Genomic DNA, 21553 nt, shown 5'->3' with positions numbered 1-21553 from the left:
CGGGCCGGTCGGCCGGTGAGGGCCGACCGGCCCGGACGTCACGATCAGACGAGGTCGAACCGGTCGAGGTTCATGACCTTGTCCCAGGCGGCGACGAAGTCCTTCACGAACTTCTCCTTCGCATCATCGCTCGCGTAGACCTCGGCGAGCGCACGCAGCTCGGAGTTCGAGCCGAAGACGAGGTCGGCGCGGGTTCCGGTCCACTTCACCTCGCCCGTGGTGGCGTCGCGGCCCTCGAACGTGTTCGCGTCCTCGGACGTCGCCGTCCACGTGGTGCCCAGGTCGAGCAGGTTGGCGAAGAAGTCGTTCGTCAGCGACTCGGGGGTCGTGGTGAGCACGCCGTGCGACGACTGCTGGTGGTTCGCGCCCAGGACGCGGAGCCCGCCGACGAGGACCGTCATCTCGGGGGCGCTCAGCGTCAGCAGGTTCGCCCGGTCGAGCAGCAGGTACTCGGCTGGCAGCCGGGTGCCCTTCCCCAGGTAGTTGCGGAAGCCGTCGGCGACCGGCTCGAGCGCCGCGAACGACTCCACGTCGGTCTGCTCCTGCGAGGCGTCCGCACGGCCCGGGGTGAAGGGGACCTCCACGTCGAAGCCGGCGTTCTTCGCGGCCTGCTCGACGCCCGCAGCACCGGCGAGCACGATCAGGTCGGCGAGCGAGACCTGCTTCCCGTCGGTCTGGGCCGAGTTGAAGGACTGCCGGACGCCCTCCAGGGTGCGCAGGACCGTCGTCAGCTGGTCGGGCTCATTGACCTCCCACCCGCTCTGGGGCTGGAGGCGGATGCGTGCGCCGTTGGCGCCGCCGCGCTTGTCGCTGCCGCGGAACGACGAGGCCGACGCCCACGCAGTGGAGACGAGCTGGGACACCGACAGGTCCGAGGCGAGGATCCTGCTCTTGAGGGAGGCGATGTCCTCGGCGTCGACGAGCGCGTGCGTCACGGCCGGGAGGGGGTCCTGCCACAGCAGGGTCTCGGACGGGACCTCCGGGCCGAGGTAGCGCACGATCGGGCCCATGTCGCGGTGGGTCAGCTTGAACCAGGCGCGGGCGAAGGCGTCCGCGAACTCCGCGGGGTTCTCCAGGAAGCGCCGTGAGATGGGCTCGTACGCCGGGTCGAAGCGGAGGGAGAGGTCCGTCGTCAGCATCGTCGGCGCGTGGCTCTTCGACGCGTCGTGGGCGTCGGGGACGGTGCCCGCTCCGGCGCCCGCCTTCGGGCGCCACTGGTGTGCACCGGCCGGGCTCTCGAACAGCTCCCACTCGTAGCCGAAGAGGATCTCGAAGAAGCTGTTGTCCCAAGTGGTGGGGGTATTGGTCCAGATGCCCTCGAGGCCGCTGGTGATCGCATCGGCGCCCTTGCCGGTGCCGAAGCTGTTGCTCCAGCCCAGGCCCTGGGCCTCGATCGGAGCGCCCTCGGGGTCGGCGCCGACGTTGTCCGCGGGGCCCGCACCGTGGGTCTTGCCGAAGGTGTGGCCGCCCGCGATCAGGGCGACCGTCTCCTCGTCGTTCATCGCCATCCGGCGGAACGTCTCGCGGATGTCGCGGGCCGCGGCGAGCGGGTCGGGGTTGCCGTTCGGCCCCTCCGGGTTGACGTAGATGAGGCCCATCTGGACCGCGCCGAGGGGGCTCTCCAGCTCACGGTCGCCCGTGTAGCGCTCGTCGCCGAGCCAGGTGTTCTCGGGACCCCAGTACACGTCCTCGTCGGGCTCCCAGACGTCCGCGCGGCCGCCGCCGAAGCCGAAGGTCTCGAAGCCCATCTGCTCCAGGGCCACGTTGCCGGTGAGGATCATGAGGTCGGCCCAGGAGAGGCTCTGGCCGTACTTCTTCTTGACGGGCCACAGCAGGCGACGGGCCTTGTCGAGGTTGCCGTTGTCCGGCCAGCTGTTGAGCGGGGCGAAGCGCTGCTGTCCCGCTCCGGCGCCGCCGCGGCCGTCGCTGATCCGGTACGTGCCGGCGCTGTGCCACGCCATCCGGATCATGAACGGGCCGTAGTGCCCGAAGTCGGCCGGCCACCAGTCCTGCGAGGTGGTCAGCACCTCCGCTATGTCCCGCTTCACCGCGGGGAGGTCGAGCCTCTTGAACGCCTCGGCGTAGTCGAACTCCTCGCCGAGGGGGTTGGCCACGGCCGGGTTCTTGGCGAGGATTTTGAGGTTGAGCCGCTCGGGCCACCACTGGCGGTTCCCGCCGCCCTGAGTCGGGTGTGCGGCGCGCCCGTGCGCGACCGGGCACCCGCCTCCGCCCTCCGTCCTCGCGTCTACGTCGTTTGCATCATGGTTCTCAGACATGGGAATCCTTCCAAACCGGGCGGATCACGCTGCTAAGGAAGTGCGGTGGCGGAAGCTGCGTACGGGCGCGGCTGTCGTGAGGGTTGGCTGCCGACCGAACCGATCCTACGATGGACACAATCCAAGTCAAGAAGCACACCAAACCCATAACCAATAGGGATCCGGACCGTTCTTCAAACGCCGAGCGTCCCACCGAACCTGAATGGGTGAACCGACATGAGTGACCTGCTGGAACGACTGCGTGGGCGTGGCTGGCGGATGACCTCCCAGCGGCGTGTCGTTGCCGAGGTACTCGACGGGGACCATGTGCACCTGACGGCCGACGAGGTGCATGCGCGTGCGGTGGAGCGGCTGCCGGAGATCTCGCGGGCCACCGTCTACAACGCCTTGGGCGAACTGGTCGCCCTCGGCGAGGTGGTGGAGCTGTCCACGGACGGCCGCGCCAAGCGGTACGACCCCAACGCGCACCACCCACACCACCACCTGGTGTGCTCCCGCTGCGGCACCATCCGCGACGTCCACCCCACGGGGGATCCCCTCACCGGCCTCCCGCCGGAGGAACGCTTCGGCTTCACGGTGTCCAAGGCCGAGGTCACCTACCGCGGACTGTGCCCCTCCTGCGCCTAAGGGGTGTCGTCGAACTCCCGTCTGGCCGGCTCACGCGGACGACGCTACTTCGACGACACCCCTGGGCTCCTCAGTCAGGCCAGGGCGATCAGCGCGTACCTCTCGTCGGTCACGGGTCCGCCCCACAGTGCGGCGTCGCCGCTGAGCGGCTCGATGCGCAGGCCGGACACGAGGGGACGGACGGCGGCGGCCAGGTCCTCGGCGGCGATACCGCCGTTCCAGGGCAGTGACTCGGCTCCGGCGACATACGGCACGCCGCTCTGGCCCGCTTCACGCCACCGTCCTTCGACCAGCACCAGCCGGCCTCCCGGGCCGAGGCGCGCGACCCACTCCCGCAGCGCGGCCTCGGGATCGGGCAGGGTCCACAGCAGGTGCCGTGAAAGTACGACGTCGTACCGCTCCTGCCCGGTCGGCGGAGCGGCGGCGTCACCGACGAGGAACCGGCCCGCAAAGCCCGCGGCCGTGAGCTTGGCCTCGGCCTGCTCCACCATCCGGGGCGCCAGGTCCACGCCGGTGACCCGGTGCCCGGCCTCGGCCAGCAGCAGCGACAACGACCCGGTACCGCAGCCGACATCGAGCACATCGGCCGGCCCGAGGGGGAGCCACGATTTCATGATCCGGGCCCACGCGGTGCGGGTGTGCTCCTGACGCAGGCCGTGATCCGGCTCGTCGTCGAACGCAGTCGCGGCCGCGTCCCAGTACTCGGCAATGGCACGGGTGGTATCAGACATGCCAGGGATCATGTCAGCCGCCACTGACAATGCACCCTGGAACGAAAATCACTGGCCGTCCGTCCCCTCCACCGGAGAAGCTGCGGATGTGACGCTTCACCACAATGAGGTCCCGATCGACCAGGCGCTCGTCAGGACGCTGCTGGAGGCGCAGCGCCCGGAGTGGGCCGGCCTGCCTCTGTCGCCGGCCGGTGCGGGAACGGACAACGTCATGTTCCGGCTCGGCGAAGACCTGGTCGTGCGACTCCCGCGAACCGCCGAAAACGCCCGGTCCGTGCACAAGGAACAGGAGTGGCTCCCTCGCCTGGCATCCCGGCTCGCGTGTCCCGTCCCCGAGCCCGTCCACGCCGGGACGCCCACCGACGCCTTCCCGCTCGTCTGGTCCGTCTACCGCTGGTTCGACGGCGACCAAGCAGGCCCGGACACCGTCCGGGACTGGGCCGCCTTCGGAGCCGACCTGGCGGCGGTCGTGCGGGAACTCCACGCCGTCGACCTCATGGGGGCGACTCGGGCGGATGACCTCAGCTGGTACCGCGGAGGCAGCCTGCAGGCCTGCGACGAATGGTTCGGCAGATCCCTCGACGACTGCCGCACCACCGTGGGTGCGGAGCTCGACATCGGCGCGCTGGAACGGCTGTGGCGCACCGCGCTCGTGCTGCCCGAGCCTTCCGGGCCCCACGTGTGGCTGCACGGGGACCTCAAGCCCACCAACCTCCTGGTCCGGGAGGGCAGGCTCCACGCGGTCATCGACTTCGGAGCCCTCTCGGTCGGCTTCCCCGACGCCGAGCACGCCACCGTCTGGGACCTGCCGCCCCGAGCCCGACAGGCCTACTGGAACGTCCTGGACCTCGACGAAGCGACCTGGGCCCGCGCCCGCGCCTGGGCGATCGCGGTCGCCGTGAGCGGCATCTCGTACTACTGGCACACCTACCCCGCCTTCGTCGCCGAATGCCGGGCACGCCTCGAGGCGATTCTGGCCGACGCGGCGGGCCGGAACGGTCGTTAGGGGGTGTCGGTGTCGGTGTCGGTGTCGGTGTCGGTGTCGGCGGCGCTCGCGGTCTGCGGCGAGCGCAGTGGGGGCCGGGCCAGGATCTCCTGCTCGCGCGCAGTGAGTTCAGGGCCGTCGAGCAGGGGCTTGCGGGGACCGAGAGCCGCCGCCAGGAGCACCGCAGGGCCGGCGAGGATGCCGGCCGGCTTCCGCAGGGTCACGACGTCGCTGATCCGTTCGACGACCATGGCGTTGCCCGTGGCCGTATGGGCGAGACGGTGCACGTACCGTGCGCTCAGCCGGTCCGCCAGGTTCGGCCTCCTGCCGATCGCCCCGGGGTAGAAGCGGTCCTGGCCGACCGCCAGGAGCCACGCCGCAGTTGCCGGCCGCGTCATCGCGCGCTGGGCCCGTGACGTGAAGCCCGCGGAGGCGACCGGTCTCCGAGCGGCCTGGCCGCGCAGGGCGAGGGCGCCGCGGGCCGCGACGGACATGCCGTGCCCGTAGACGGGGTTGAGGCTGGTGGCGGCGTCACCGACCACGACGAATCCCTCGGGGAGCCCGGCCCGCTCGAAGTGGCGCCGGCGGTTCGCGGTGCGCGCGTACACGCTGACCTCGCTGACCGGCTCCGCGCGGGCGAGGAGATCGGCCACGAGGGGGTGCCGGACGCCGCGGGCGAACTCCTCGAAGAGCTCCTCGCCCGAGGAGGGCTCGCCGCCGCGCGTACCCGAGAGGCTGACGTGCCACTGGCCGTCCTCGATGGGGATGATGGTGGCGAAGAGCCCGGGCCGGGCCTCCCGGGGATCAGCCGGAACGTGCACCACCGGCCAGTCGGTCTCCGTTCCCTCCGGGGCGCGGTACCGGCGGCTGGCGTAGCGGACACCGGCGTCGACCACCGTCTCCCGCACCTCGGGGCCGCCGATGTCGAGGAGCCACCGGGTGCTCTTCGAGCTGCGGCCGGTCGCGTCGACGACGAGGTCCGCCTCGATCAGGCTCGGGCTCCCGTACGCGTCCTGCCCGGCCTGCCCGGCCTGTCGGCCGTCGTGCCCGGCCTGTTCGACGTACACGCCCCGTACGCGTGCGCCGTCGCCTGCGAGAGCGGTGGTCTTCGTACGCGTCCTGAGCTCGACGTTGGGCATCCCCAGGACCCGCCTGCGTACGGCCCAGTCGATCAGGTCGCGGCCGGCGCCGATCAGGTAGTGCGTCGGATCCCATGAGCGGCGGTACCAGCCGGCCGGGGAGAACGAGACCATCCCGTTCGGGATCGGGATGCGGTGGGCGCCGGCCGCGAGCCAGTCGGCCGTGATCCCTGGAAGGAGTTCCTCCACCGCATCGGCCCCGCCGGCCCACAGCGTGTGGGCGTGCGCGGCCTGCGGGAGCCCCGCCCGCGGCGCGGGTGTCTGCGGCAGCGCACTGTCGCGCTCCAGGATCAGGATCTCGCCGGCATGGGGGGCGAGGGCCGCCGCGGCGAGAGTGCCCGCCAGGCCGCCGCCGAGCACGACGACGCGGGGTAACGCGGAAGGGCGCGATGTCATGCTGTGCTGCTCCCCACGACGGCGCTCCGCCGGCAGGAACGGACGGTGGCCGACCTGGTCAGCGCCTGGGACATGCGGACCAGTCCCTGAGGGCTGTTCGGCGAGGTCAGGACCGGGCTCGCGGCCCATGGCACCGGCTCCTGCCCGGGCGCGTTCTGCGCGCGGCCCCAGAGGACGACGGCACTCGCCAGAGCGGCGGCGTCGGCGACGGCCGCAGCCTCGTCGGCCGGACGACCGGCTTCCAGTTCCACCCGGAGCGCCTGTTCCCGTACGCCGGCCTGCAGATAGGGACTGACCGCGAGGATCCCGTCGTGGATGTCCGACTCGCGCTGGGTCAGCCGGATCTCGATGGACGTCCAGGCCCCGCCGGCCAGGTCGATGCTGCGCCGCGTCGCCCCCTCGAGTTCCCGGGACAGCGGGCGGAGCCGGCGGTACCGGCGCCACATCCGCCATCGGTCCGTCACCTGCTGGGAGATGAGCGGCAGGGCGAACCCGGTCGCGATCAGGAGCGCGGACACGGAGGCGAGGGCCGGTGCGATCTCCGAGCTGAGGGCGTCCCAGTCGTCGCTGCCCGCCCAGCGGGCCCCGATCGCAGTGAACTTGGCGATGTCGTACAGGAGGTTGAGCACGTACCCGCCGGCGATCAGGCCGAGCCCCGAGCGGAGCGCGCCGTGGACCTCGCGCGCCCACCTCCAGCACAGAAGCGTCATGGTGACGGCTGCCGTGGTGTGGGCCGCGAGGTAGAGGAGGATCATCTCCCTGATGTACGGCGTGGACGCGTAGTACGTGTCCAGATCTCGTAGGCGTTCGACGGGGGCGTCGCCGAGCGCGAAGAGCACGTTGATGGCCGCGATCACCGCAAGGGTGACCACGTTGCACAGCCGGGACCGCCGGCGTGTCCGCTCGGCGTCCTCCGGGCCGCTGCTCCAGCGGAAGATGAGCACGATGTTGGCCCCGGAGAAGGCCGTGAGCAGCGAGAACACGAGCGGTGCGGCGGCGTTGGGGACTCCCGTGATCCGGTTGACCGCGACGATCGTGGGGATCGCGGTGAACCCGAACACGGCGGTCGCCAGCGCGAGGAGGATGCAGACGGACCGCAGGAGTTCGTCGCGGGGGTTGCGCCAGAGGGCGGGGAGCTTGAGGCCCGCGGCCACGAGCAGCAGGACTCCGGGTATGTAGAAGCCCAGTCCGTTCGAGTCGTTCACGCCGTGTTCCTCAGCGACTGAGGGCGTCGAGATGCCGGTAGACCGCCTCGTGCCCTCGGGGGGTGGGGTGGAGGCCGTCGACGAGCAGTTCGCTTCTCTCGCGCAGAGGCTCCCACATGTCGAGGAAGTCGACGTGGTTGCCGTCGCACCAGGTCCGCAGGGATGCGCGAAGTTCCAGCGCTCGTGCCCGGGTGAATCGCAGGCCCTCGTAGTCGCGGGTGCGTGCTTCGTCGATCCATGTCGGCCCCGCGACGACGAGTCGTGCGTTGTGCCTGAGGGCCGTGACGGCCAGCGAGCCGAGACGGTCCGCGAGGTGCGCCGGCGCCGGCCCGTCATCATGCGTCGGCGCGGCGGCGAGCGGCAGCGCGGAGTCGTTGATACCGGCGGCGACGAGGAGGGTGTCCGGCAGGCGCGGGCCCAGCAGTGCGGGTGCCTGCTCGCTGACATCCGTGAGGGTGCTGCCGGGTATGGCCAGGTTGAAGAGGCGGTGTTCGGCCTCGTTCGCCGCGATGTGGGCAGCCGCCAGGCGGCCTGCCCATCCTCCCTGCGGATCACAGCGCCCGTAGGCGATGCTGTCGCCCACGATCACGATGCGCTGCGCGGAGCGCAGCGGCTTCGCGTCCAGGTAGGCCCAGGTGCTCTTCCCGGAGGTGAGGACCACCCGTCGGCGGGCGTAGTCGTCGACCTCGTAGGCGTCGGCCGCGGCGAGGTCCTGGTCGGAGAGGTGCAGGACGGCGCCCTCGACCGCCGCGCCGAGCTTGCGCTCCAGGATCAGATGGACGTCGAGGCCACTGGCGGCGATCACGTCCGGGTCGGTGATCGGCAGGGGCCGGGTGGTGTAGCCGGCCAGCGACGCCGGGGCAGTCGGCACGGCTCGGCCGAAGAGAGCGGTCTGGACCCTCTCGTCCATCAGCGTGCCGAAGGAGAACAGGGTGTGGGGGCGTGAATCGGTCACTGTGCGCCGCGTGGCCTTTCTGGAAGGAATGATCAACTCACCCTAACGGCCGACACCGGCCACCGAACGCGCCGTCCCCGGTCATCACGCGGCCGCCACCGGGGAAGGAGGAGATGCGGGAACGTGAGCCCGGTCCGCGCGGGCGGGAGCTACGCTCCGAAGATGGAACGTGCAGAGGTCCTCAAGCGAGTCATCGGCATCCTCACGGAAGCCCAGGAGATCCGCCGGGCGGCCGAGGCAGGCGAGGACGACGACGGTCCCGAGACGGAAGCAGGGGTCGTCACCCAGCTGCTGAACGAGATGCTGCCGTCGATCAGCGTGCCGGCCGACGCGTCGCCGCAGCAGGTGGCCCGTCTCGTCGCGGAGGCCCTGGGACCGGCCCTGCACACGATGGTCGCCGGATTCAGCCTGGCCTTCACCAGTCTCGCCATGGCGCACGACGGCGGCCGGACGGACATCTCGTCGATCGAGGTGCTCCAGCAGCTCGCCCTCGAGGTGGAGGCGGGAACGTACGACGAAGGACCCTGACCGGAGTCGGCGGCTGTCCGCGGAACGGCTCCCAGTCCTGCTGCGCGGTGAACCGGACGGGCCCAGCCCCGACGATCAGGACGGCCACTTCGGCGTCCACCTCGGCGTCCACCTCGGAGTCCGCCTCCGCGTTCGCTCCGGGTTCGTCGAACTCCTCCTGCTCACCCTCGGGTTGACGGGGCGGCCGGCGCCCGGCGGTCGTCAGCCGGCGGCCTCTCGGTGCATGCCGTGGCACAGTGCCCAGATGATGAAGAGGTTGACGGCAACCAGGATCGTGGCCCAGAGGGGGTAGTACGGGATCCACAGGAAGTTGGCGACCGCGCCCAGCCCCGCGACGAACACGCCGAAGTAGCGTGCCCACAGGGCTCCGCTGAGCACGGCGCAGCCGGCGAAGACGAGAACGATGCCCACGATGAGGTGGACCCAGCCCCAGCCCGTCAGGCTGAACTCGAACACGTAGTGACGCGTGGCGATGAACAGGGGGTCCTTGGCGATGGCCGAGATCCCCTCGAAGATCGCCATCGCCCCGCCGAAGATCATCAGCGCTCCGGCGAGGACGGTCGTTCCGGACGTGGGCCCGTGCCACGGGCGCGGGTCGGCGGCGGCCGCTGTGGGTTGCGTGGAGCTGGCCATGTCGGCCTCCTTGCTTGGCAGCGCCGTCCGGTCAGCCGTGCATGCCGGACCTGCGTGATCCCCCGTCTCAGCGTGGCATGGGGGCACCCCGTCGGCATTCCGAAGCCGTGGCGCCGCCGTGACCACCGGAAATGGAGATGCCATCGGGGCCTTGGGGGTCGCTGCCCCGCGAGGTCGTTGGTCAAGAATGCTTGACATGATGTTGCGACTGTTTGACACTCCCCATGTCTGGTTTTCTTGACATGGGGAGCGGCAGTGGCAGTCGAGGAGAAACGTGCCTGGAGCATGGTGGTGGTCACGATCGGGTCCTACTTGGTGTACCTGTGGGTCGTGCTGGGGCGCCCCGCAGGAGTGCCGCTGACCCGCGCGCCGTACGCAGGAGCCCTGCTGTGGACGGTCGGCCTGTCGATCGTCGCGTCGATCGCCGCCCACACCGCGATCGCCACCACCTCCCCGAAGGAAGCGAACGTCAAGGACCAGCGCGACCGCGAGATCCACCGCTTCGGCGAGTACGTCGGACAGTCCTTCGTCGTGATCGGCGGCGTCGCAGGCCTGCTGCTCGCGATGGCCGAGGCCGCTCCGTTCTGGATCGCCAACGCCATCTACCTGGCCTTCGTCCTGTCGTCGGTGCTCGGCTCGGTGGTCAAGGTCATCTCGTACCGCTTCGGATTCCACCCGTGGTGAAGGCGACGCGGGTCACCAACACCATCCGGGCCCAGCGTTTCGCCCACGGCGAGATGACCCAGGCCGAACTCGCCCGCCGCATCGGCGTGAGCCGCCAGACGGTCATCGCCATCGAGCAGGGCCGCTACTCGCCCTCGCTGGAGATGGCCTTCCAGATCGCCCGGGTGTTCGGGGTCCCCCTCGACAGCGTCTTCCAGTACTCGGCCCCCACCAGCGGCCCGACCGACACCGCCACGACCGGCAGCACAGGCAACGAGGGAGACAGCCGATGAGAGCCATCGTCCAGGACGTGTACGGACCGCCCGACGTCCTGCGTCTCGAAGAGACGGAACAGCCCGTCCCCGGGCCGGGCGAGGTGCTCCTGCGCGTGCAGGCGGCCGGCCTCGACCAGGGGGTCTGGCACCTCATGACGGGCACGCCCTACGCGCTCCGCGCAGCGGGCTTCGGCCTGCGGGCCCCCAAACAGCGGATCCGCGGTCTGGACGTCGCGGGCCGCGTGGAGGCGGTCGGCCCGGGTGCCGGCCGCTTCCGGAAGGGCGACGAGGTGTACGGCACCTGTACCGGCTCCTTCGCGGAGTACGCCTGCGCCAAGGAGGACGAGTTGGCTCCGCGGCCGGCCCGGCTCACGCCCGAAGAGGCGGCGGTCGTCACGATCTCGGCGACCACCGCCCTCCAGGCCCTGCGCACCGGCCGCCTGAAGCCCGGTCAGCGGGTCCTGGTGATCGGCGCCGCGGGCGGGGTCGGGACCTACGCCGTGCAACTGGCCAAGGCGCTGGGGGCCGCACACGTCACCGCGGTGTGCAGCGGCCCCAAGGCGGACCTGGTCCGCTCCCTCGGCGCCGACGAGGTCGTGGACTACGCCCGCGAGGATCCCACCGGCGGGGTCCACCGTTACGACCTCGTCCTCGACATCGCCGGCAACCGTCCCCTCCACCGGCTGCGCCGGGCCCTGACCCCCCGCGGGACGCTGGTCATCGTCGGCGGCGAGACCGACGGCCGCTGGATCGGCGGCCACGACCGACAGCTGCGGGCCCTGCTGCTTTCGCCCTTCACCCGCCACCGCCTGCGCGGGCTCGCCTCCACGCCCCGCCCCGAGGACCTGCGCGTCCTGGGGGAGCTCCTGGAGTCCGGCGCGCTCACCCCGGTGCTGGACCGTACGTACCCGCTGGCCGAAGTCCCGGATGCGATACGCCGCCTGCGGGAAGGGCACGTACGCGGCAAGATCGCGATCCGCGTCCGGCGCGAGCACGAGGGAGCCGGCGCCGACGAAGCAGGTCCTGCAGGTAACGACTGAGGGCCGGATGCTCCGCAGGCGCCGCCCGGTACGCCCTGGTGGAAGGCTTCGCGGGCGGTCGGCCCGTCACCCGTCCAGTACGTTGATGTCATGCGCGACAGCAGTCCCACGGGAGAGTTCCTCAGAGCACGGCGCGAAGCCCTCAAGCCGCAGGACATAGGACTGCCCGCGCACGGCCGCAGGCGGGTGCCGGGGCTGCGCCGCGAGGAGGTCGCCCTGCTCGCGGGCGTGAGCCCCGACTACTACATGCGCCTGGAACAGGGCCGGGAGACCAGCCCGTCGCCCCAGGTCGTCGACGCCATCGCCGCCGCCCTGCACCTCGACGGCGAGGCGCTCGACCACCTGCGCAGACTCACCCGGGCGCCCCGTGAGCGCCACGAGACCGTCGCCGGCCGTTCCCGGGTGAGCCCCCAGCTCCTGCAGTTGCTCGACAGCTGGCCCGACACCCCCGCGTTCGTCCTGGGCCCTGCCCTGGACGTCCTGGCGTACAACCCCCTCGCCGCGGCCCTGCACAGCGGGTTCGAGCGGTTCGACAACCTGGCCCGCATGGTCTTCCTCGACCCGGCCGGACGGAGCTTCCACCAGGAGTGGGAGAAGGCCGCGAACTCCTGCGTCGCCGAAATCCGTGCCGCGTACGGATACGACCCCGGGTCCCCGCGGATCACCGAGGTCGTCGACACGCTGCGCGCGAAGAGCCCGGAATTCGCCGCCCTGTGGGCGCGGCACGAGGTGCGGGGCAAGACCCGGCAGCCCAAGCACCTCGCGCACCCCAAAGTCGGCGCCCTGGAGATCCAGTTCTCGGCCTTCACCGTCAACGGTGCCCCGGACCAGCAGCTGGTCGTCTACCAGGCCGAGCCCGCCAGTGCCACCGCGGCCGCCTTCGCAGAACTCCGTCCCGTGCGGCGCGCGCCGCAGTCAGCAGGGCCGGCGTAGTCCTGCGACGAGGAGTGCGACCAGTCGGCGGGCGTCGTAGCGGGGGTCGCTTCCGGCGCCGATGCAGAGGTTTCCGATGCCGCGCATGAGCCCGTACGCGGTGAGGTCGGAGCGGATCTCGCCCGTGGCGGCGGCAGCGTCGAGCAACTGGGTGCACACCGGCACGAGGCGGTCCAGGAAGTAGGCGTGCAGTGTCTCGAAGTCGGAACGGTCGGCCTGCATCGCGGCGGCGAGGCCGTGTTTGGTGACGAGGAAGTCGACGAAGAGGTCGGCCCACCGTTCGAGGGCGGCGTGCGGTGACGCGCTGGTCTCCAGCAGGGCGGGGCCGGCCTCGGCGCAGGCGTCGACCTGGTGGCGGTAGACGGCGATGACGAGGTCCGCCCGGGTGGGGAAGTGGCGGTAGATCGTGCCCATCCCGACGCCGGCCGCGGCCGCGATGTCCCGTACCGGCGCCTCCACCCCCGAGCTGACGAACACCGCGGCGGCCGCCTCCAGCAGGGCCTGCTGATTGCGCCGCGCGTCCTTGCGTCTGGACCCCGCTGCGCTTCCCGCGCCCTGTCCGCCGTCGTTCACCGCCACGCTCCTTCGATGCGACTTGCCAAGCGGCACGATGCTCCGTATCAGTGCCGCGGAGCAAGGTTCCGTTTCGTTCATGATGGCAGACCGGGGGACCGGCGACCAAGCGGCGTGCACCGCCGCACCCGCTGCGCGCGACGCCACATCCCCATCCTGGGTGCGCGACACCAGGGAACGCGGCGGCCTGGTTGCCGCACGCGACGCAACCGAGGCTGGGGGCAGAGCGGTTCCGGTCGCCACCCGGTGCCCGCTGCTCGCCACTTCCTCCTTCGGTGTACGGAAAGAAGTCCTGTCATGCACGTCCAAGCCAACGCCTCCGACGCCGTCCTGACGCGGATCCGGCGCCGGCCCGCCGCCCAGCGGCGCATCCTCTTCACCGGCGCGACGATCGTCACCATGGACCCCTGCCTCGGCGTCATCGACCGCGGCGATCTCCTCGTCGAGGGCGACACGATCACCGCGGTCGGCGGCGACATCAGCGGGGGTGACGCCGTCGTCATCGACGCCACCGGCGCGATCCTCGCCCCCGGCTTCGTCGACACCCACCGGCACGCCTGGCAGGCCCAGCTGCGCCGGATCATGCCGGACGTCGACGACCTGGGCGGCTACGTCACGGCCACCCTGGCCGGCCACGCCACCGTCTACCGGCCCGAGGACATGTACGTCGGAACCAGGCTGGCCGCCCTGACGGCGATCGACAGCGGGATCACGACGATGCTCGACTTCTCCCACAACTCCCGCACCCGAGAGCACTCCGACGCCGCGATCCAGGCCCTCATCGGCACCGGAATCCGCGCAGTGCACGCCTCCATGGGCCCGCACTTCGGCGACTGGGACCGGCAGTGGCCCGGCGATCTCACCCGCATCAAGGACCGGTACTTCAGCAGCGACGACCAGCTGCTGACCCTGCGGCTGGCGGCCTTGGCCACCGACGAGATCGCCGGACCTGCACTCGCCTACGGACCCGAACTCGCCCATAGGGCCGAGGAATTGGGCATCGGAGTGAGTGTGGACGCCGTCTTCGGCGCGGCGTCCTCCAAGGCGGTGCTGCGCTGGGCCGAGGACGGAATCCTCGGCCCCGACGTGACCCTCATCCACTCCACCGGACTCACCCCCGAGGCGTGGAAGGCCATGGGTGCGACCGGCGCCACCGTGTCGCTCGCCCCCACCTCCGACGCCCAGATCGGCCTGGAGACCGCGATTCCCGCCATCGACGAGGCCCTGGCCGCCGGCATCCGCCCCGGCCTCAGCATCGACGTCGAAGTCGCCCTGGCCAGCGACATGTTCACCCAGATGCGGACCCTGCACGCCCTCCAGCGGATGCGCGCGGTCAACGCCGCCTACGGCACCGACCGGGAGCCCTCCCGCATCACCACCCACGACGTCCTGGACTTCGCCACCCTCCAGGGCGCCCGCACCAACGGACTCGCAGGCGTCACCGGCTCGCTCACACCGGGCAAGAAGGCCGACCTCCTGGTCATCCAGGCCGAGGACCTCAACAACATGCCGCTGAACGACGCCATCGGCACCGTGGTCCTGGGTTCCGACCCGCGCAACATCAGCACGGTCCTGATCAACGGCGAACCCCGCAAGTGGAACGGACGAGTCCTCGACGTCGACCTCCCCGCGCTGCGCAGTGCCGTACACGCCTCGCGCACGTACGTGCTGAACGCACCGGCCGCCTGACGGCCCCACTGCCGAATGCCGTCAGTGCGGCGGCGAGGGGCGCGGTGGCTCCGGCGTCCGGTGCCGCCCGGGTGCCCGGGGGCGCTGGGGCAGGCGGTGGCCACGTTCCGGCAGCGCGCTCGACCTGACCTTCACCGGCCACCGGGCCCGTGCGCATGCTGCGTGCGCCGGTGCCGATGTCCGTGGCGGGACCACCGCGTTCCGGCCTACTTCGAACGGTGTCGCGTACACGGGCGCCGGCGAGGACCTGCCCGGCGTGCGGAGCCGCAACTGCACCAGCACCCGTCTGCCGTTGCCCCGTCGACGGGCCCGAAAGCCGCTCCGGCCCGTACTGGTCCTTCTCCAGCCGAGCGCTGCACGCGGCGCGGCGAGTGTCGAGTACCGGCCAACGTTCACAGAAACGATCGATTCCGCTGGCTAACCTGCCCCCGGCACCTTGGGGGAGGGGAGCAACTTGTACAGCATCGTCGTGGTTCCGGGATCCACCATGTCCCCGGCCGGACAGATCCGCCTGGCACCGGGGCAGACCCTCCGGTTCGGCCGCGAGAGCGCGGGCGGCGGCAGCCTGCACGTCCCGCACGCCGGCGTCTCGCGCTCGGCGGGGGAGATCACCGCCACGGGCACGTACTGGTCGCTCAGCAACCTGAGCCGCGCGTCGACGTACGTGGTCGAGAACCCGGAGGGCGCCGGCGAGCACATCAAGATCGCGCCCGGCCGGCTGGGCGCGCCCGTCCCGTTCGAGTTCGCCCGCCTCGTCCTGCCGGCCGGCTCCGAACTGCTCACCCTGGACGTCTGGGCGCCGCGCCACGACTACGCCGACCCGGACGAACCCGGGGAGCCCGGCGGGGAGCCGACTGCGCTCGCCTTCCCGCTCGACCGCTCCAGCCGGTACTTCCTGGTCCTCACCGCGCTCTGCGAACCGCGGCTGCGCGGTGAACCGCACGCCCCGCTGCCCACCGTCGAGCAGGTCGTCGAACGGCTGAGGCCGTTGTGGCCGGCTGCGAACCGGGCCGCGGTGCAGTGGAGCATCGACTACCTCGCGGTCAAGCTCCGCCTCAAGCCCGGCCCCGACACGGCAGATCCGGGACCGCGACTGGTCGGCAAGAAGGACACCCTGGTGTCGCTGGCGCTGCGCTTCGACCTGGTCCGAGAGCCCGACCTGGCGGCCCTGTCGGCCGCCCCGACCGGTACCGTCCGCTGACCGGGCGGGCCGGGCAGCGGGGCGCCCTCGCGGTCCCGCCGGGCTACCGGATCGGCCCCTGGGTCGTCGGCCACCTGCTCGGAGCCGGCGCCTTCGGCAGCGTGTACGCGGCTCGCCGCGCCCTCCCCGAGCCGGGCCGGCCCGGCCGGGCCGCGCTGAAGGTCCTCCCGACCGGCACCCGTACGCCGCGCCAGCTGCGGCACCTGAGCGAGCTCGCCGAGCGCGAGACCGAGGTATTGCGCCGGGTGCGCACGCCGCGCCTGATCCGGATGTACGAGGTGCTCACGCTCGACGACCCGGGCCGCCCCGAGCTCGACGGCGCCACCGTACTCGTCCTGGAGGAGGCGGAGGGGTCCCTGGACGCCCTGCTCGCCGAAGGAGTGCCGTCCGAGGGGCCCGCCCTCCTCGCCCAGGTCTGCGAGGGGCTCGACCAACTGCACACGGCGGGCTGGGTGCACGGCGACCTCAAGCCCGCGAACGTCCTGCTGATGCCCGACGGCACGGCGCGGCTCGGCGACTTCAACACGGCGGCACAGCTGGAGGGCACCCACGCGTACGCGCCCGCGTTCGCGACGCCCGACTACACCCCGCCGGACCTGCTCTGGTCGGAGGTCGGCGAACGGGGGACGAAGATCCGCCCCACGGCCGACATCTGGGCCTTCGGCGTACTGGCCCACGTGGTCCTGACCGGCTCGCTGCCGCTGCCCGGCGGTAACTCCGCCGCCCGCCGGGACGCGGCGCTGCGCTATGCCAGGGGCGAGGAGGAACTGCGGCTGTCGCCGGAACTGCCGGAGCCCTGGCGGGACATCGTGCGCGACTGCCTGGCCCGCAGGCACGAGGACCGGGCCCGGCACACCGCGGCGTCACTGCTGAGCCGGGTGGAGGCGGCGGCCGCGGACCGGGCCGCACCGCGGCGCGTACCGGGCATCTTGCGCGCCCTGGATCCGCGAAGGCGGCGGCGCCGCGTGGTGATCACGGCCGGGACGGCGGCGCTGGCCGTCCTGGGGGTCGTATGGGGCTCGGGCCTGCTCCCGCTGGGGGGCGCGCCCGAGGCGGGGTACGAACGGTGCCGCCGCGGGGCCGTCTGTTTCTTCGCGCAGGAGGACGGCCGGGGCGAGATGTGCTCCTGGGTCGACGGGGACACCGACTGGAGCGACGGCCAGGCCCCCTGCCCGTGGGCGGCCCGGAGCGGGCCCCGCTCGGTCTACAACAACGGGTTCGACCTCGCCGAGGGGGCGACCCAGGTCGACGTCCTCTACTACGCCCAGCCCGACCGGCGGGAGCTGCTGGGCTGCGTGAAGGTGCGTACCCGGGCCGACCTCACCGGCGCGGACCGGCCGCGCTCCCACGCCTGGGTCCCGAACTGCTGACCCTCGCAGGTGCGAGGTACTGCCGCAGCGGCTCCTCCACGAGTCTCGAGGTACGTCACACCGCTCTGACAAGGAGTCCACGATGCGCCCCAAGCGTTCCGTTCTCGGCATGGTCGGCGTCACCACGATGCTGCTCACGGCGGCCTTCACCACCGCGTCGGCCGAGGCCGCCGCGCCCTCGGACCAGGGCGCGGGCGCCCGCGCCCTGGTCGCGCCGGCCGCGCCCGCAGACGCCCGGCCGGCGTCCCTCGCAGCTGCCGCGTCCCCCGGGATCTCGCCCGGCGTCCGCACCTCCCACGTGCCGCCGAGCGGCAGCTACGGCTGCGACAGCGGGAACCTCTGCACCCTCGTCTGGGATCCGACGACGTCGGACTGGAAGATCTTCTACCTCTACAACTGCAACCGGTACTCGGTGTACAACTGGGAAGGCAACGGCTGGTACTTCGACAACCAGACGGGCAACCCCACCTCGTACCTGTACTACCAGAACGGCGGAGTCGACAAGTCCTTCCAGCCCGGCGGCGGCCAGCAGGGCCAGAACTGGACGCCGATCTTCTCCGTCCGCAACTGCTGATCGACCGTCACGCCTGTCCGGCCCCGGTCGCTTCCGACCGGGGCCGGGCAGGGTGTCGGCCTGACCGTCCGATCTCGTACGGATCGCCCTACGGACTGTCCTCGGTGAGGGGCCCGTAGTGGTACGTGAGCTCCTGCCACGTCAGCGCGCCGCCGGGCTGTTCCTCCAGTTCCGGGCGGTTGAACCGGGCCATCCGCCACGCGCCGCGGTTCGGGCCGTCGCCGAGGCGCGTCCACGCGTCGAGGTCGGCGTCGAGAACACGCGTGGGTCCGTCGTCCCCGGGATCGGCGTTGTCCACGGGGGACCAGTGGCGCAGGTCGGGGTGCTGTGCCACCCGTTCCTCGTAGGCGGCGGCCCGGGCCATGAAGTCGCGTCCGCCGGCCGGGGCACGCTTGACGCGCTCCAGTTCGTAGGCACTGGCGAGGCTGGTGAGCGTGTGGCGCATGTGACCAGCCTAGAAGCTCTCGCCCCGGTCCGGGAGCCGGTTCGGCGACCTGTTGCATTTCGGCTGTCGTGGACCGGTCGAGCGGAGGCCACATCAGGTCCCGGTCACGGTCCGCGCCAGACGTTGGCGAACGCCGCCTTCTCGATGGACCGCCTCTGGCGTACGGCTTCCAGTTCCATGACCGCGTCGTTGACGACGGCCAGCACGGTCGTCACCGCTTCGTTCCCGTCGAGGTTCGGCTCCTCCTCGGGCGCCCCGCCCTGGATCCCCACGACCGCACCGAGGGCGGCCAGGACGGGCTCTTCCGCCTCCCAGCGGCTCAGAGCCTGGCGGCGAGCGGGGGAATCGACCACTTCCAGGCGTTCCGCCCCGAAGAGCGACCGGCCGCTTCGCCCCCGGGCCAGTTGACCGTCCGCCTCGAGGGCGGCCTGGTACGCCGCGGCGAGATCGCGTCCCCTGCGCCACAGCCAGTCCTCGACCTGCTCGTACGGGGCCTGCCGCGCCAGCACCGCCGCTGCCTCGTCCAGCAGGGGGTCATCCAGCGCCCACTGCTGACCAGGCACGATGCTGTCACCGTCCAAGGCGACGGCCTGCGCATCGATGAGATCGATCAGCTCGGCTCCCGCGAGTGCGAGCGACAGGTCACCCTGCCCCACCGAACGGTCCGGCTGCGGGTCCATGGCGATGATGAACAGGTCCTTCGCCGTGGTCATGAACGGCTCCCCTCGTAGTCATCGGCATTGTTGCGGCATCGGCACCGCTGCGTCCCCACCCGGCCGGCCGAGCCGGCCTTCGTACGTGGATCTTCAGTATCGCCCCCCCACTTCACGAACACGCGGTGTCACGGCGGGAAGCCCACGCCCGAACCGGCCCGGTCCCGCAAGCCGCGGGGCCGGGACAAGCGGTCGGCCCTGGTCCGCGCTCAGCGGCCGTAGCGGCGGTTGAAGCGCTCCACGCGGCCCTCGGAGCCCACGATCGGTGAGGTCCTCGTGTACAGCGGGTGGCTCGCCGACGAGATCTCGACGTCGACCAGCGGGTAGGTCTTGCCGTCCTGCCACTCGATCGTCCCCGTCGCGTGCGCGGTCGACCGGGTCAGGAACGCGACGTCGGCTGCGCGGTCGCGGAAGACGACGGAGCGGGATTCGGGGTGGATACGGGGCTTCATGCGGTTTCCTTCCTCATGCGCGGGTGCCGGGTGCGTGCCTGCGTGCCGGGCGGCGTCCGGTGGGGCTCAGCGTTCCTCTCGGAAGGCGACGTGCCGGCCGGCCAGCGGGTCGTACTTCCGCAGGACGAGCCGGTCCGGACTGTTCCGGGTGCTCTTCCGCGTCGTATAGGTGGTACCGGTCCCGGCCGTCGACTTCAGTCGGACGACGGGGCGCGTGACGGTGCGTGCCACGTGGTGCTCCTCTCAGCGACACTGGCCGCGATATTTGACTCGCGCATGCCAGCTGCCTGCTGTAACAGAAGCCTCGTCCGGCGCATTCCCGCCCCGCCCCGCCCCGCAGCCGACGAAGCCCACCCGACCGCGCGGGTCGCGGCCGATGGTGGTACGGGTACCGGTGGAGCCGGGGGAAGCCGCAGCGGAAGCCGATGCGGTCGACGCCGTGTCGCGTGCGGGCGATGTGCTCGTGCGGGCCCGCTGTTCCGGGTGGCGGCGCAGGGCGCCGGGACGGATCGCGGTCGCGTGTGGTGATCGCGGTGACGGCCGGCCGCCCCGCAGCAGACCGCGATCAGCCGGACCCCGCTCAGCGGCCCGCACGCGAGCGCGCACGATGCCCGCAAGTCGTCGGACTCCGCCCTGACCTGGATGTGGCCGCGCATGCACGGCCACATCCCCGAAGATGCCGACCTCGGCGCCCGCACCGGGACCGCCGACGGCGCATCGGCTGCGCCGGAAGTGGCCGTATGCGCCACCGCAGCCGACACACTCCGGGCCGGGCGGCCGCATCCTTCCCGGAGACTGAGCCGGGACGGCTCACCGCGCGACCGGCGTGGCGCAGACCTACGCTTGCATTGTTGCCCGGGTCCTCGGACGGCAGGAGACCATGCCGTGAAGCCAACCCACCTCCGGCTTCGCCGGGCCTGCGCTGCTGCCGCTGCGGGCGTGCTCATCGCCCCGGTGTTCGCGGCCTCCGCCTCCGCGGCGACCGCTCCGGCGCCGTCCACCCCCGTGCCGTCGACCCCCCTCTCCGCCGCCCCCTCCCCGGACCCCGACACGCCCTTCCCGCAGCTCACGCCGGCCGTTGCAGCGCAGCTGGACGCGGCCATCCGGCAGGTCATGCGCCAGACGAAGGTGCCGGGCGTGACCGTGGGCCTGTGGGCCCCCGGCAAGGGGAGCTACGTGAAGACCTTCGGGGTCGCGGACAAGGCGACCGGCGCGCCCATGACCACCGGGCTCCACGTACGCATCGGCAGTGAGACCAAGACGTTCACGGTCACCGCCCTCCTCCAACTGGTCGACCAGCGCAAGGCCGGACTGGACGACCCCATCGGCAAGTACGTCAAGGGCGTTCCGAACGGCGACCGCATCACCCTGCGCGAACTGGCAGGCATGCGCAGCGGGCTCTTCAACTACAGCTTGGACGAGAACTTCATCAAGAAGCTCCAGGCCGATCCCGAACAGTCCTTCACACCCCAGCAGTTGCTCGACTCCGCCTTCAAACACCCCGCGCAGTTCGCGCCGGGCGCGGAGTTCGACTACTCCAACACCAACCTGATCCTGCTCGGGCTGGTGGTGGAGAAGATCACCGGCCGGCCGCTCCACGAGGTCATCGCCGAGGACGTCCTGGCACCGGCCGGGCTCCGCCGTACGGTCTTCCCCACGAGTGCGGCCCTACCGGATCCGTACGCGCACGGCTACACCAACCAGACGGCCTCGGGCAAGATCGAGGACGCGACCCGCTGGAACCCCTCCTGGGCTTGGGCCGCCGGTGAGATGATCTCCGACCTGGAGGACCTGCGCAGCTGGGCCCGCACCCTCGCCACCGGCAGGCTGCTCACGCCCGCGACCCAGGCCGAACGTCTCAAGACCACCCCGATGAACATCCAGGGCGACGGCTACGGGCTGGGCATCTTCAACGTACAGGGCTGGATCGGTCACAACGGCTCGATCCCCGGGTACGAAGTCCTGCCCGTCTACCTGCCGCAGGCCGAGGCGACCATGGTGATCCTCCTCAACACCGATGCAAGCTACAAGGGCCAAGAGCCCAGCACGCTCTTCGGTGAGGCGGTCACCGGCATCGTGACCCCCGATCACGTGTATCCCGGCCACCAGCCGTACGTGCCCGGAAAGGGTTGACGGCCGCCGGGCAGGCG

The 21553-nt window shown here is 71.5% G+C and carries 23 protein-coding genes; 12 read left to right on the top strand and 11 right to left on the bottom strand.

The window, feature by feature from the left end; genetic code table 11:
- Positions 1-44: 44 nt before the first annotated feature.
- A complete protein-coding gene (gene katG, locus IF09_RS0108230) occupies positions 45-2276 on the bottom strand; it encodes a catalase/peroxidase HPI (protein WP_030293451.1) in 2232 nt (743 codons plus the stop codon).
- Positions 2277-2492: 216 nt separating this feature from the next.
- Here katG and IF09_RS0108225 point away from each other — a divergent pair, with 216 nt between their 5' ends.
- Positions 2493-2903, top strand: coding sequence for a Fur family transcriptional regulator (locus tag IF09_RS0108225; RefSeq protein WP_030293449.1), 411 nt, complete (start codon positions 2493-2495; stop codon positions 2901-2903).
- A 74-nt stretch (positions 2904-2977) separates the two neighbouring features.
- Here the strand turns inward: IF09_RS0108225 and IF09_RS0108220 are convergent, their stop codons facing one another.
- Positions 2978-3634, bottom strand: a complete 657-nt coding sequence (locus IF09_RS0108220; protein WP_030293447.1) for a class I SAM-dependent methyltransferase — start codon at positions 3632-3634, stop codon at positions 2978-2980.
- A gap of 88 nt (positions 3635-3722) precedes the next feature.
- Between IF09_RS0108220 and IF09_RS0108215 the strand changes: the two genes are divergently transcribed.
- Positions 3723-4640, top strand: coding sequence for an aminoglycoside phosphotransferase family protein (locus IF09_RS0108215; RefSeq protein WP_030293445.1), 918 nt, complete (start codon positions 3723-3725; stop codon positions 4638-4640).
- Here the strand turns inward: IF09_RS0108215 and IF09_RS0108210 are convergent.
- From IF09_RS0108210 to IF09_RS0108200, 3 genes are read right to left on the bottom strand one after another with little or no spacing between them, the layout of a single operon-like run.
- Complete coding sequence (locus IF09_RS0108210; protein WP_063607324.1) at positions 4637-6154, bottom strand: hypothetical protein; 1518 nt, start codon at positions 6152-6154, stop codon at positions 4637-4639. The two genes, IF09_RS0108215 and IF09_RS0108210, sit on opposite strands and share 4 nt — an antisense overlap.
- Complete coding sequence (locus IF09_RS0108205; RefSeq protein ID WP_030293441.1) at positions 6151-7359, bottom strand: MAB_1171c family putative transporter; 1209 nt, start codon at positions 7357-7359, stop codon at positions 6151-6153. Before IF09_RS0108205 ends, IF09_RS0108210 begins: the two co-directional genes overlap by 4 nt.
- Before the next feature lie 10 nt (positions 7360-7369).
- Positions 7370-8314, bottom strand: a complete 945-nt coding sequence (locus tag IF09_RS0108200) for a GDSL-type esterase/lipase family protein (RefSeq protein ID WP_030293440.1) — start codon at positions 8312-8314, stop codon at positions 7370-7372.
- A 162-nt stretch (positions 8315-8476) separates the two neighbouring features.
- On the opposite strand from IF09_RS0108200, the gene IF09_RS0108195 reads away from it, so the two are divergent.
- The gene (locus IF09_RS0108195; protein ID WP_030293439.1) at positions 8477-8842 is read left to right on the top strand and encodes a hypothetical protein; all 366 of its coding nucleotides are present in this window, start codon (positions 8477-8479) and stop codon (positions 8840-8842) included.
- 201 nt (positions 8843-9043) lie between these two features.
- On the opposite strand, the gene IF09_RS0108190 is transcribed toward IF09_RS0108195, so the two are convergent.
- Positions 9044-9475 carry a DUF7144 family membrane protein gene (locus IF09_RS0108190; protein ID WP_030293438.1) on the bottom strand — a complete coding sequence of 144 codons (432 nt, stop codon included), beginning with the start codon at positions 9473-9475 and terminating at the stop codon, positions 9044-9046.
- A gap of 255 nt (positions 9476-9730) precedes the next feature.
- Between IF09_RS0108190 and IF09_RS0108185 the strand changes: the two genes are divergently transcribed.
- From IF09_RS0108185 to IF09_RS0108170, 4 genes are all read left to right on the top strand, one after another.
- Entirely contained in the window at positions 9731-10159 is a 429-nt protein-coding gene (locus IF09_RS0108185; RefSeq protein ID WP_030293437.1) for a hypothetical protein, read from the top strand.
- Positions 10153-10431, top strand: coding sequence for a helix-turn-helix transcriptional regulator (locus IF09_RS0108180; protein ID WP_051832210.1), 279 nt, complete (start codon positions 10153-10155; stop codon positions 10429-10431). Before IF09_RS0108185 ends, IF09_RS0108180 begins: the two co-directional genes overlap by 7 nt.
- A complete protein-coding gene (locus tag IF09_RS0108175) occupies positions 10428-11453 on the top strand; it encodes an NAD(P)-dependent alcohol dehydrogenase (RefSeq protein ID WP_051832209.1) in 1026 nt (341 codons plus the stop codon). The genes IF09_RS0108180 and IF09_RS0108175 overlap by 4 nt, the downstream gene beginning before the upstream one ends.
- A 90-nt stretch (positions 11454-11543) precedes the next feature.
- The gene (locus IF09_RS0108170; RefSeq protein WP_030293431.1) at positions 11544-12386 is read left to right on the top strand and encodes a helix-turn-helix transcriptional regulator; all 843 of its coding nucleotides are present in this window, start codon (positions 11544-11546) and stop codon (positions 12384-12386) included.
- Here the strand turns inward: IF09_RS0108170 and IF09_RS0108165 are convergent.
- Complete coding sequence (locus IF09_RS0108165; RefSeq protein WP_030293427.1) at positions 12369-12959, bottom strand: TetR/AcrR family transcriptional regulator; 591 nt, start codon at positions 12957-12959, stop codon at positions 12369-12371. The genes IF09_RS0108170 and IF09_RS0108165 overlap by 18 nt on opposite strands.
- A 297-nt stretch (positions 12960-13256) precedes the next feature.
- Between IF09_RS0108165 and IF09_RS0108160 the strand changes: the two genes are divergently transcribed.
- The 4 genes from IF09_RS0108160 to IF09_RS0108145 all read left to right on the top strand — a co-directional run bounded on the left by IF09_RS0108160 (position 13257) and on the right by IF09_RS0108145 (position 17793).
- Positions 13257-14648 carry an amidohydrolase family protein gene (locus tag IF09_RS0108160; protein WP_030293425.1) on the top strand — a complete coding sequence of 464 codons (1392 nt, stop codon included), beginning with the start codon at positions 13257-13259 and terminating at the stop codon, positions 14646-14648.
- A gap of 454 nt (positions 14649-15102) precedes the next feature.
- A complete protein-coding gene (locus IF09_RS0108155; RefSeq protein ID WP_030293424.1) occupies positions 15103-15849 on the top strand; it encodes a hypothetical protein in 747 nt (248 codons plus the stop codon).
- On the top strand, positions 15846-17219 hold the full coding sequence (locus IF09_RS0108150; protein ID WP_030293423.1) for a serine/threonine-protein kinase: 1374 nt from the start codon (positions 15846-15848) through the stop codon (positions 17217-17219). The genes IF09_RS0108155 and IF09_RS0108150 overlap by 4 nt, the downstream gene beginning before the upstream one ends.
- A gap of 82 nt (positions 17220-17301) precedes the next feature.
- The gene (locus tag IF09_RS0108145; RefSeq protein ID WP_030293421.1) at positions 17302-17793 is read left to right on the top strand and encodes a hypothetical protein; all 492 of its coding nucleotides are present in this window, start codon (positions 17302-17304) and stop codon (positions 17791-17793) included.
- Between the two features lie 88 nt (positions 17794-17881).
- On the opposite strand, the gene IF09_RS0108140 is transcribed toward IF09_RS0108145, so the two are convergent.
- The 4 genes from IF09_RS0108140 to rpmG form a co-directional block, all read right to left on the bottom strand.
- Entirely contained in the window at positions 17882-18238 is a 357-nt protein-coding gene (locus tag IF09_RS0108140; RefSeq protein ID WP_030293419.1) for a hypothetical protein, read from the bottom strand.
- 104 nt (positions 18239-18342) lie between these two features.
- Entirely contained in the window at positions 18343-18951 is a 609-nt protein-coding gene (locus IF09_RS0108135; protein WP_030293417.1) for a GOLPH3/VPS74 family protein, read from the bottom strand.
- Between the two features lie 209 nt (positions 18952-19160).
- Positions 19161-19403: a type B 50S ribosomal protein L31 gene (locus IF09_RS0108130; protein ID WP_030293415.1), complete on the bottom strand. Its 243-nt coding sequence runs from the start codon at positions 19401-19403 to the stop codon at positions 19161-19163.
- Positions 19404-19469: 66 nt separating this feature from the next.
- Positions 19470-19634 (bottom strand): 50S ribosomal protein L33, encoded by a 165-nt coding sequence (rpmG, locus tag IF09_RS41640; protein WP_051832208.1) that lies wholly within the window; start codon positions 19632-19634, stop codon positions 19470-19472.
- A gap of 654 nt (positions 19635-20288) precedes the next feature.
- Here rpmG and IF09_RS0108120 point away from each other — a divergent pair.
- Positions 20289-21536, top strand: a complete 1248-nt coding sequence (locus IF09_RS0108120) for a serine hydrolase domain-containing protein (RefSeq protein WP_030293413.1) — start codon at positions 20289-20291, stop codon at positions 21534-21536.
- Positions 21537-21553 lie beyond the last annotated feature (17 nt).

Origin of the sequence: Streptomyces katrae (genome assembly GCF_000717655.1) — a bacterium.
Lineage (GTDB): Bacteria > Actinomycetota > Actinomycetes > Streptomycetales > Streptomycetaceae > Streptomyces > Streptomyces katrae_B.
Note: the sequence above shows the minus strand (reverse complement) of the source record. Positions and strands in the feature narration are given on the sequence as shown.

Coding starts and splice junctions, on each gene's coding strand:
- katG (WP_030293451.1), bottom strand. CDS start 2,276: ATGTCTGAGAACCATGATGCAAACGACGTAGACGCGAGGACGGAGGGC.
- IF09_RS0108225 (WP_030293449.1), top strand. CDS start 2,493: ATGAGTGACCTGCTGGAACGACTGCGTGGGCGTGGCTGGCGGATGACC.
- IF09_RS0108220 (WP_030293447.1), bottom strand. CDS start 3,634: ATGTCTGATACCACCCGTGCCATTGCCGAGTACTGGGACGCGGCCGCG.
- IF09_RS0108210 (WP_063607324.1), bottom strand. CDS start 6,154: ATGACATCGCGCCCTTCCGCGTTACCCCGCGTCGTCGTGCTCGGCGGC.
- IF09_RS0108195 (WP_030293439.1), top strand. CDS start 8,477: ATGGAACGTGCAGAGGTCCTCAAGCGAGTCATCGGCATCCTCACGGAA.
- IF09_RS0108190 (WP_030293438.1), bottom strand. CDS start 9,475: ATGGCCAGCTCCACGCAACCCACAGCGGCCGCCGCCGACCCGCGCCCG.
- IF09_RS0108175 (WP_051832209.1), top strand. CDS start 10,428: ATGAGAGCCATCGTCCAGGACGTGTACGGACCGCCCGACGTCCTGCGT.
- IF09_RS0108170 (WP_030293431.1), top strand. CDS start 11,544: ATGCGCGACAGCAGTCCCACGGGAGAGTTCCTCAGAGCACGGCGCGAA.
- IF09_RS0108160 (WP_030293425.1), top strand. CDS start 13,257: ATGCACGTCCAAGCCAACGCCTCCGACGCCGTCCTGACGCGGATCCGG.
- IF09_RS0108145 (WP_030293421.1), top strand. CDS start 17,302: ATGCGCCCCAAGCGTTCCGTTCTCGGCATGGTCGGCGTCACCACGATG.
- IF09_RS0108140 (WP_030293419.1), bottom strand. CDS start 18,238: ATGCGCCACACGCTCACCAGCCTCGCCAGTGCCTACGAACTGGAGCGC.
- IF09_RS0108135 (WP_030293417.1), bottom strand. CDS start 18,951: ATGACCACGGCGAAGGACCTGTTCATCATCGCCATGGACCCGCAGCCG.
- IF09_RS0108130 (WP_030293415.1), bottom strand. CDS start 19,403: ATGAAGCCCCGTATCCACCCCGAATCCCGCTCCGTCGTCTTCCGCGAC.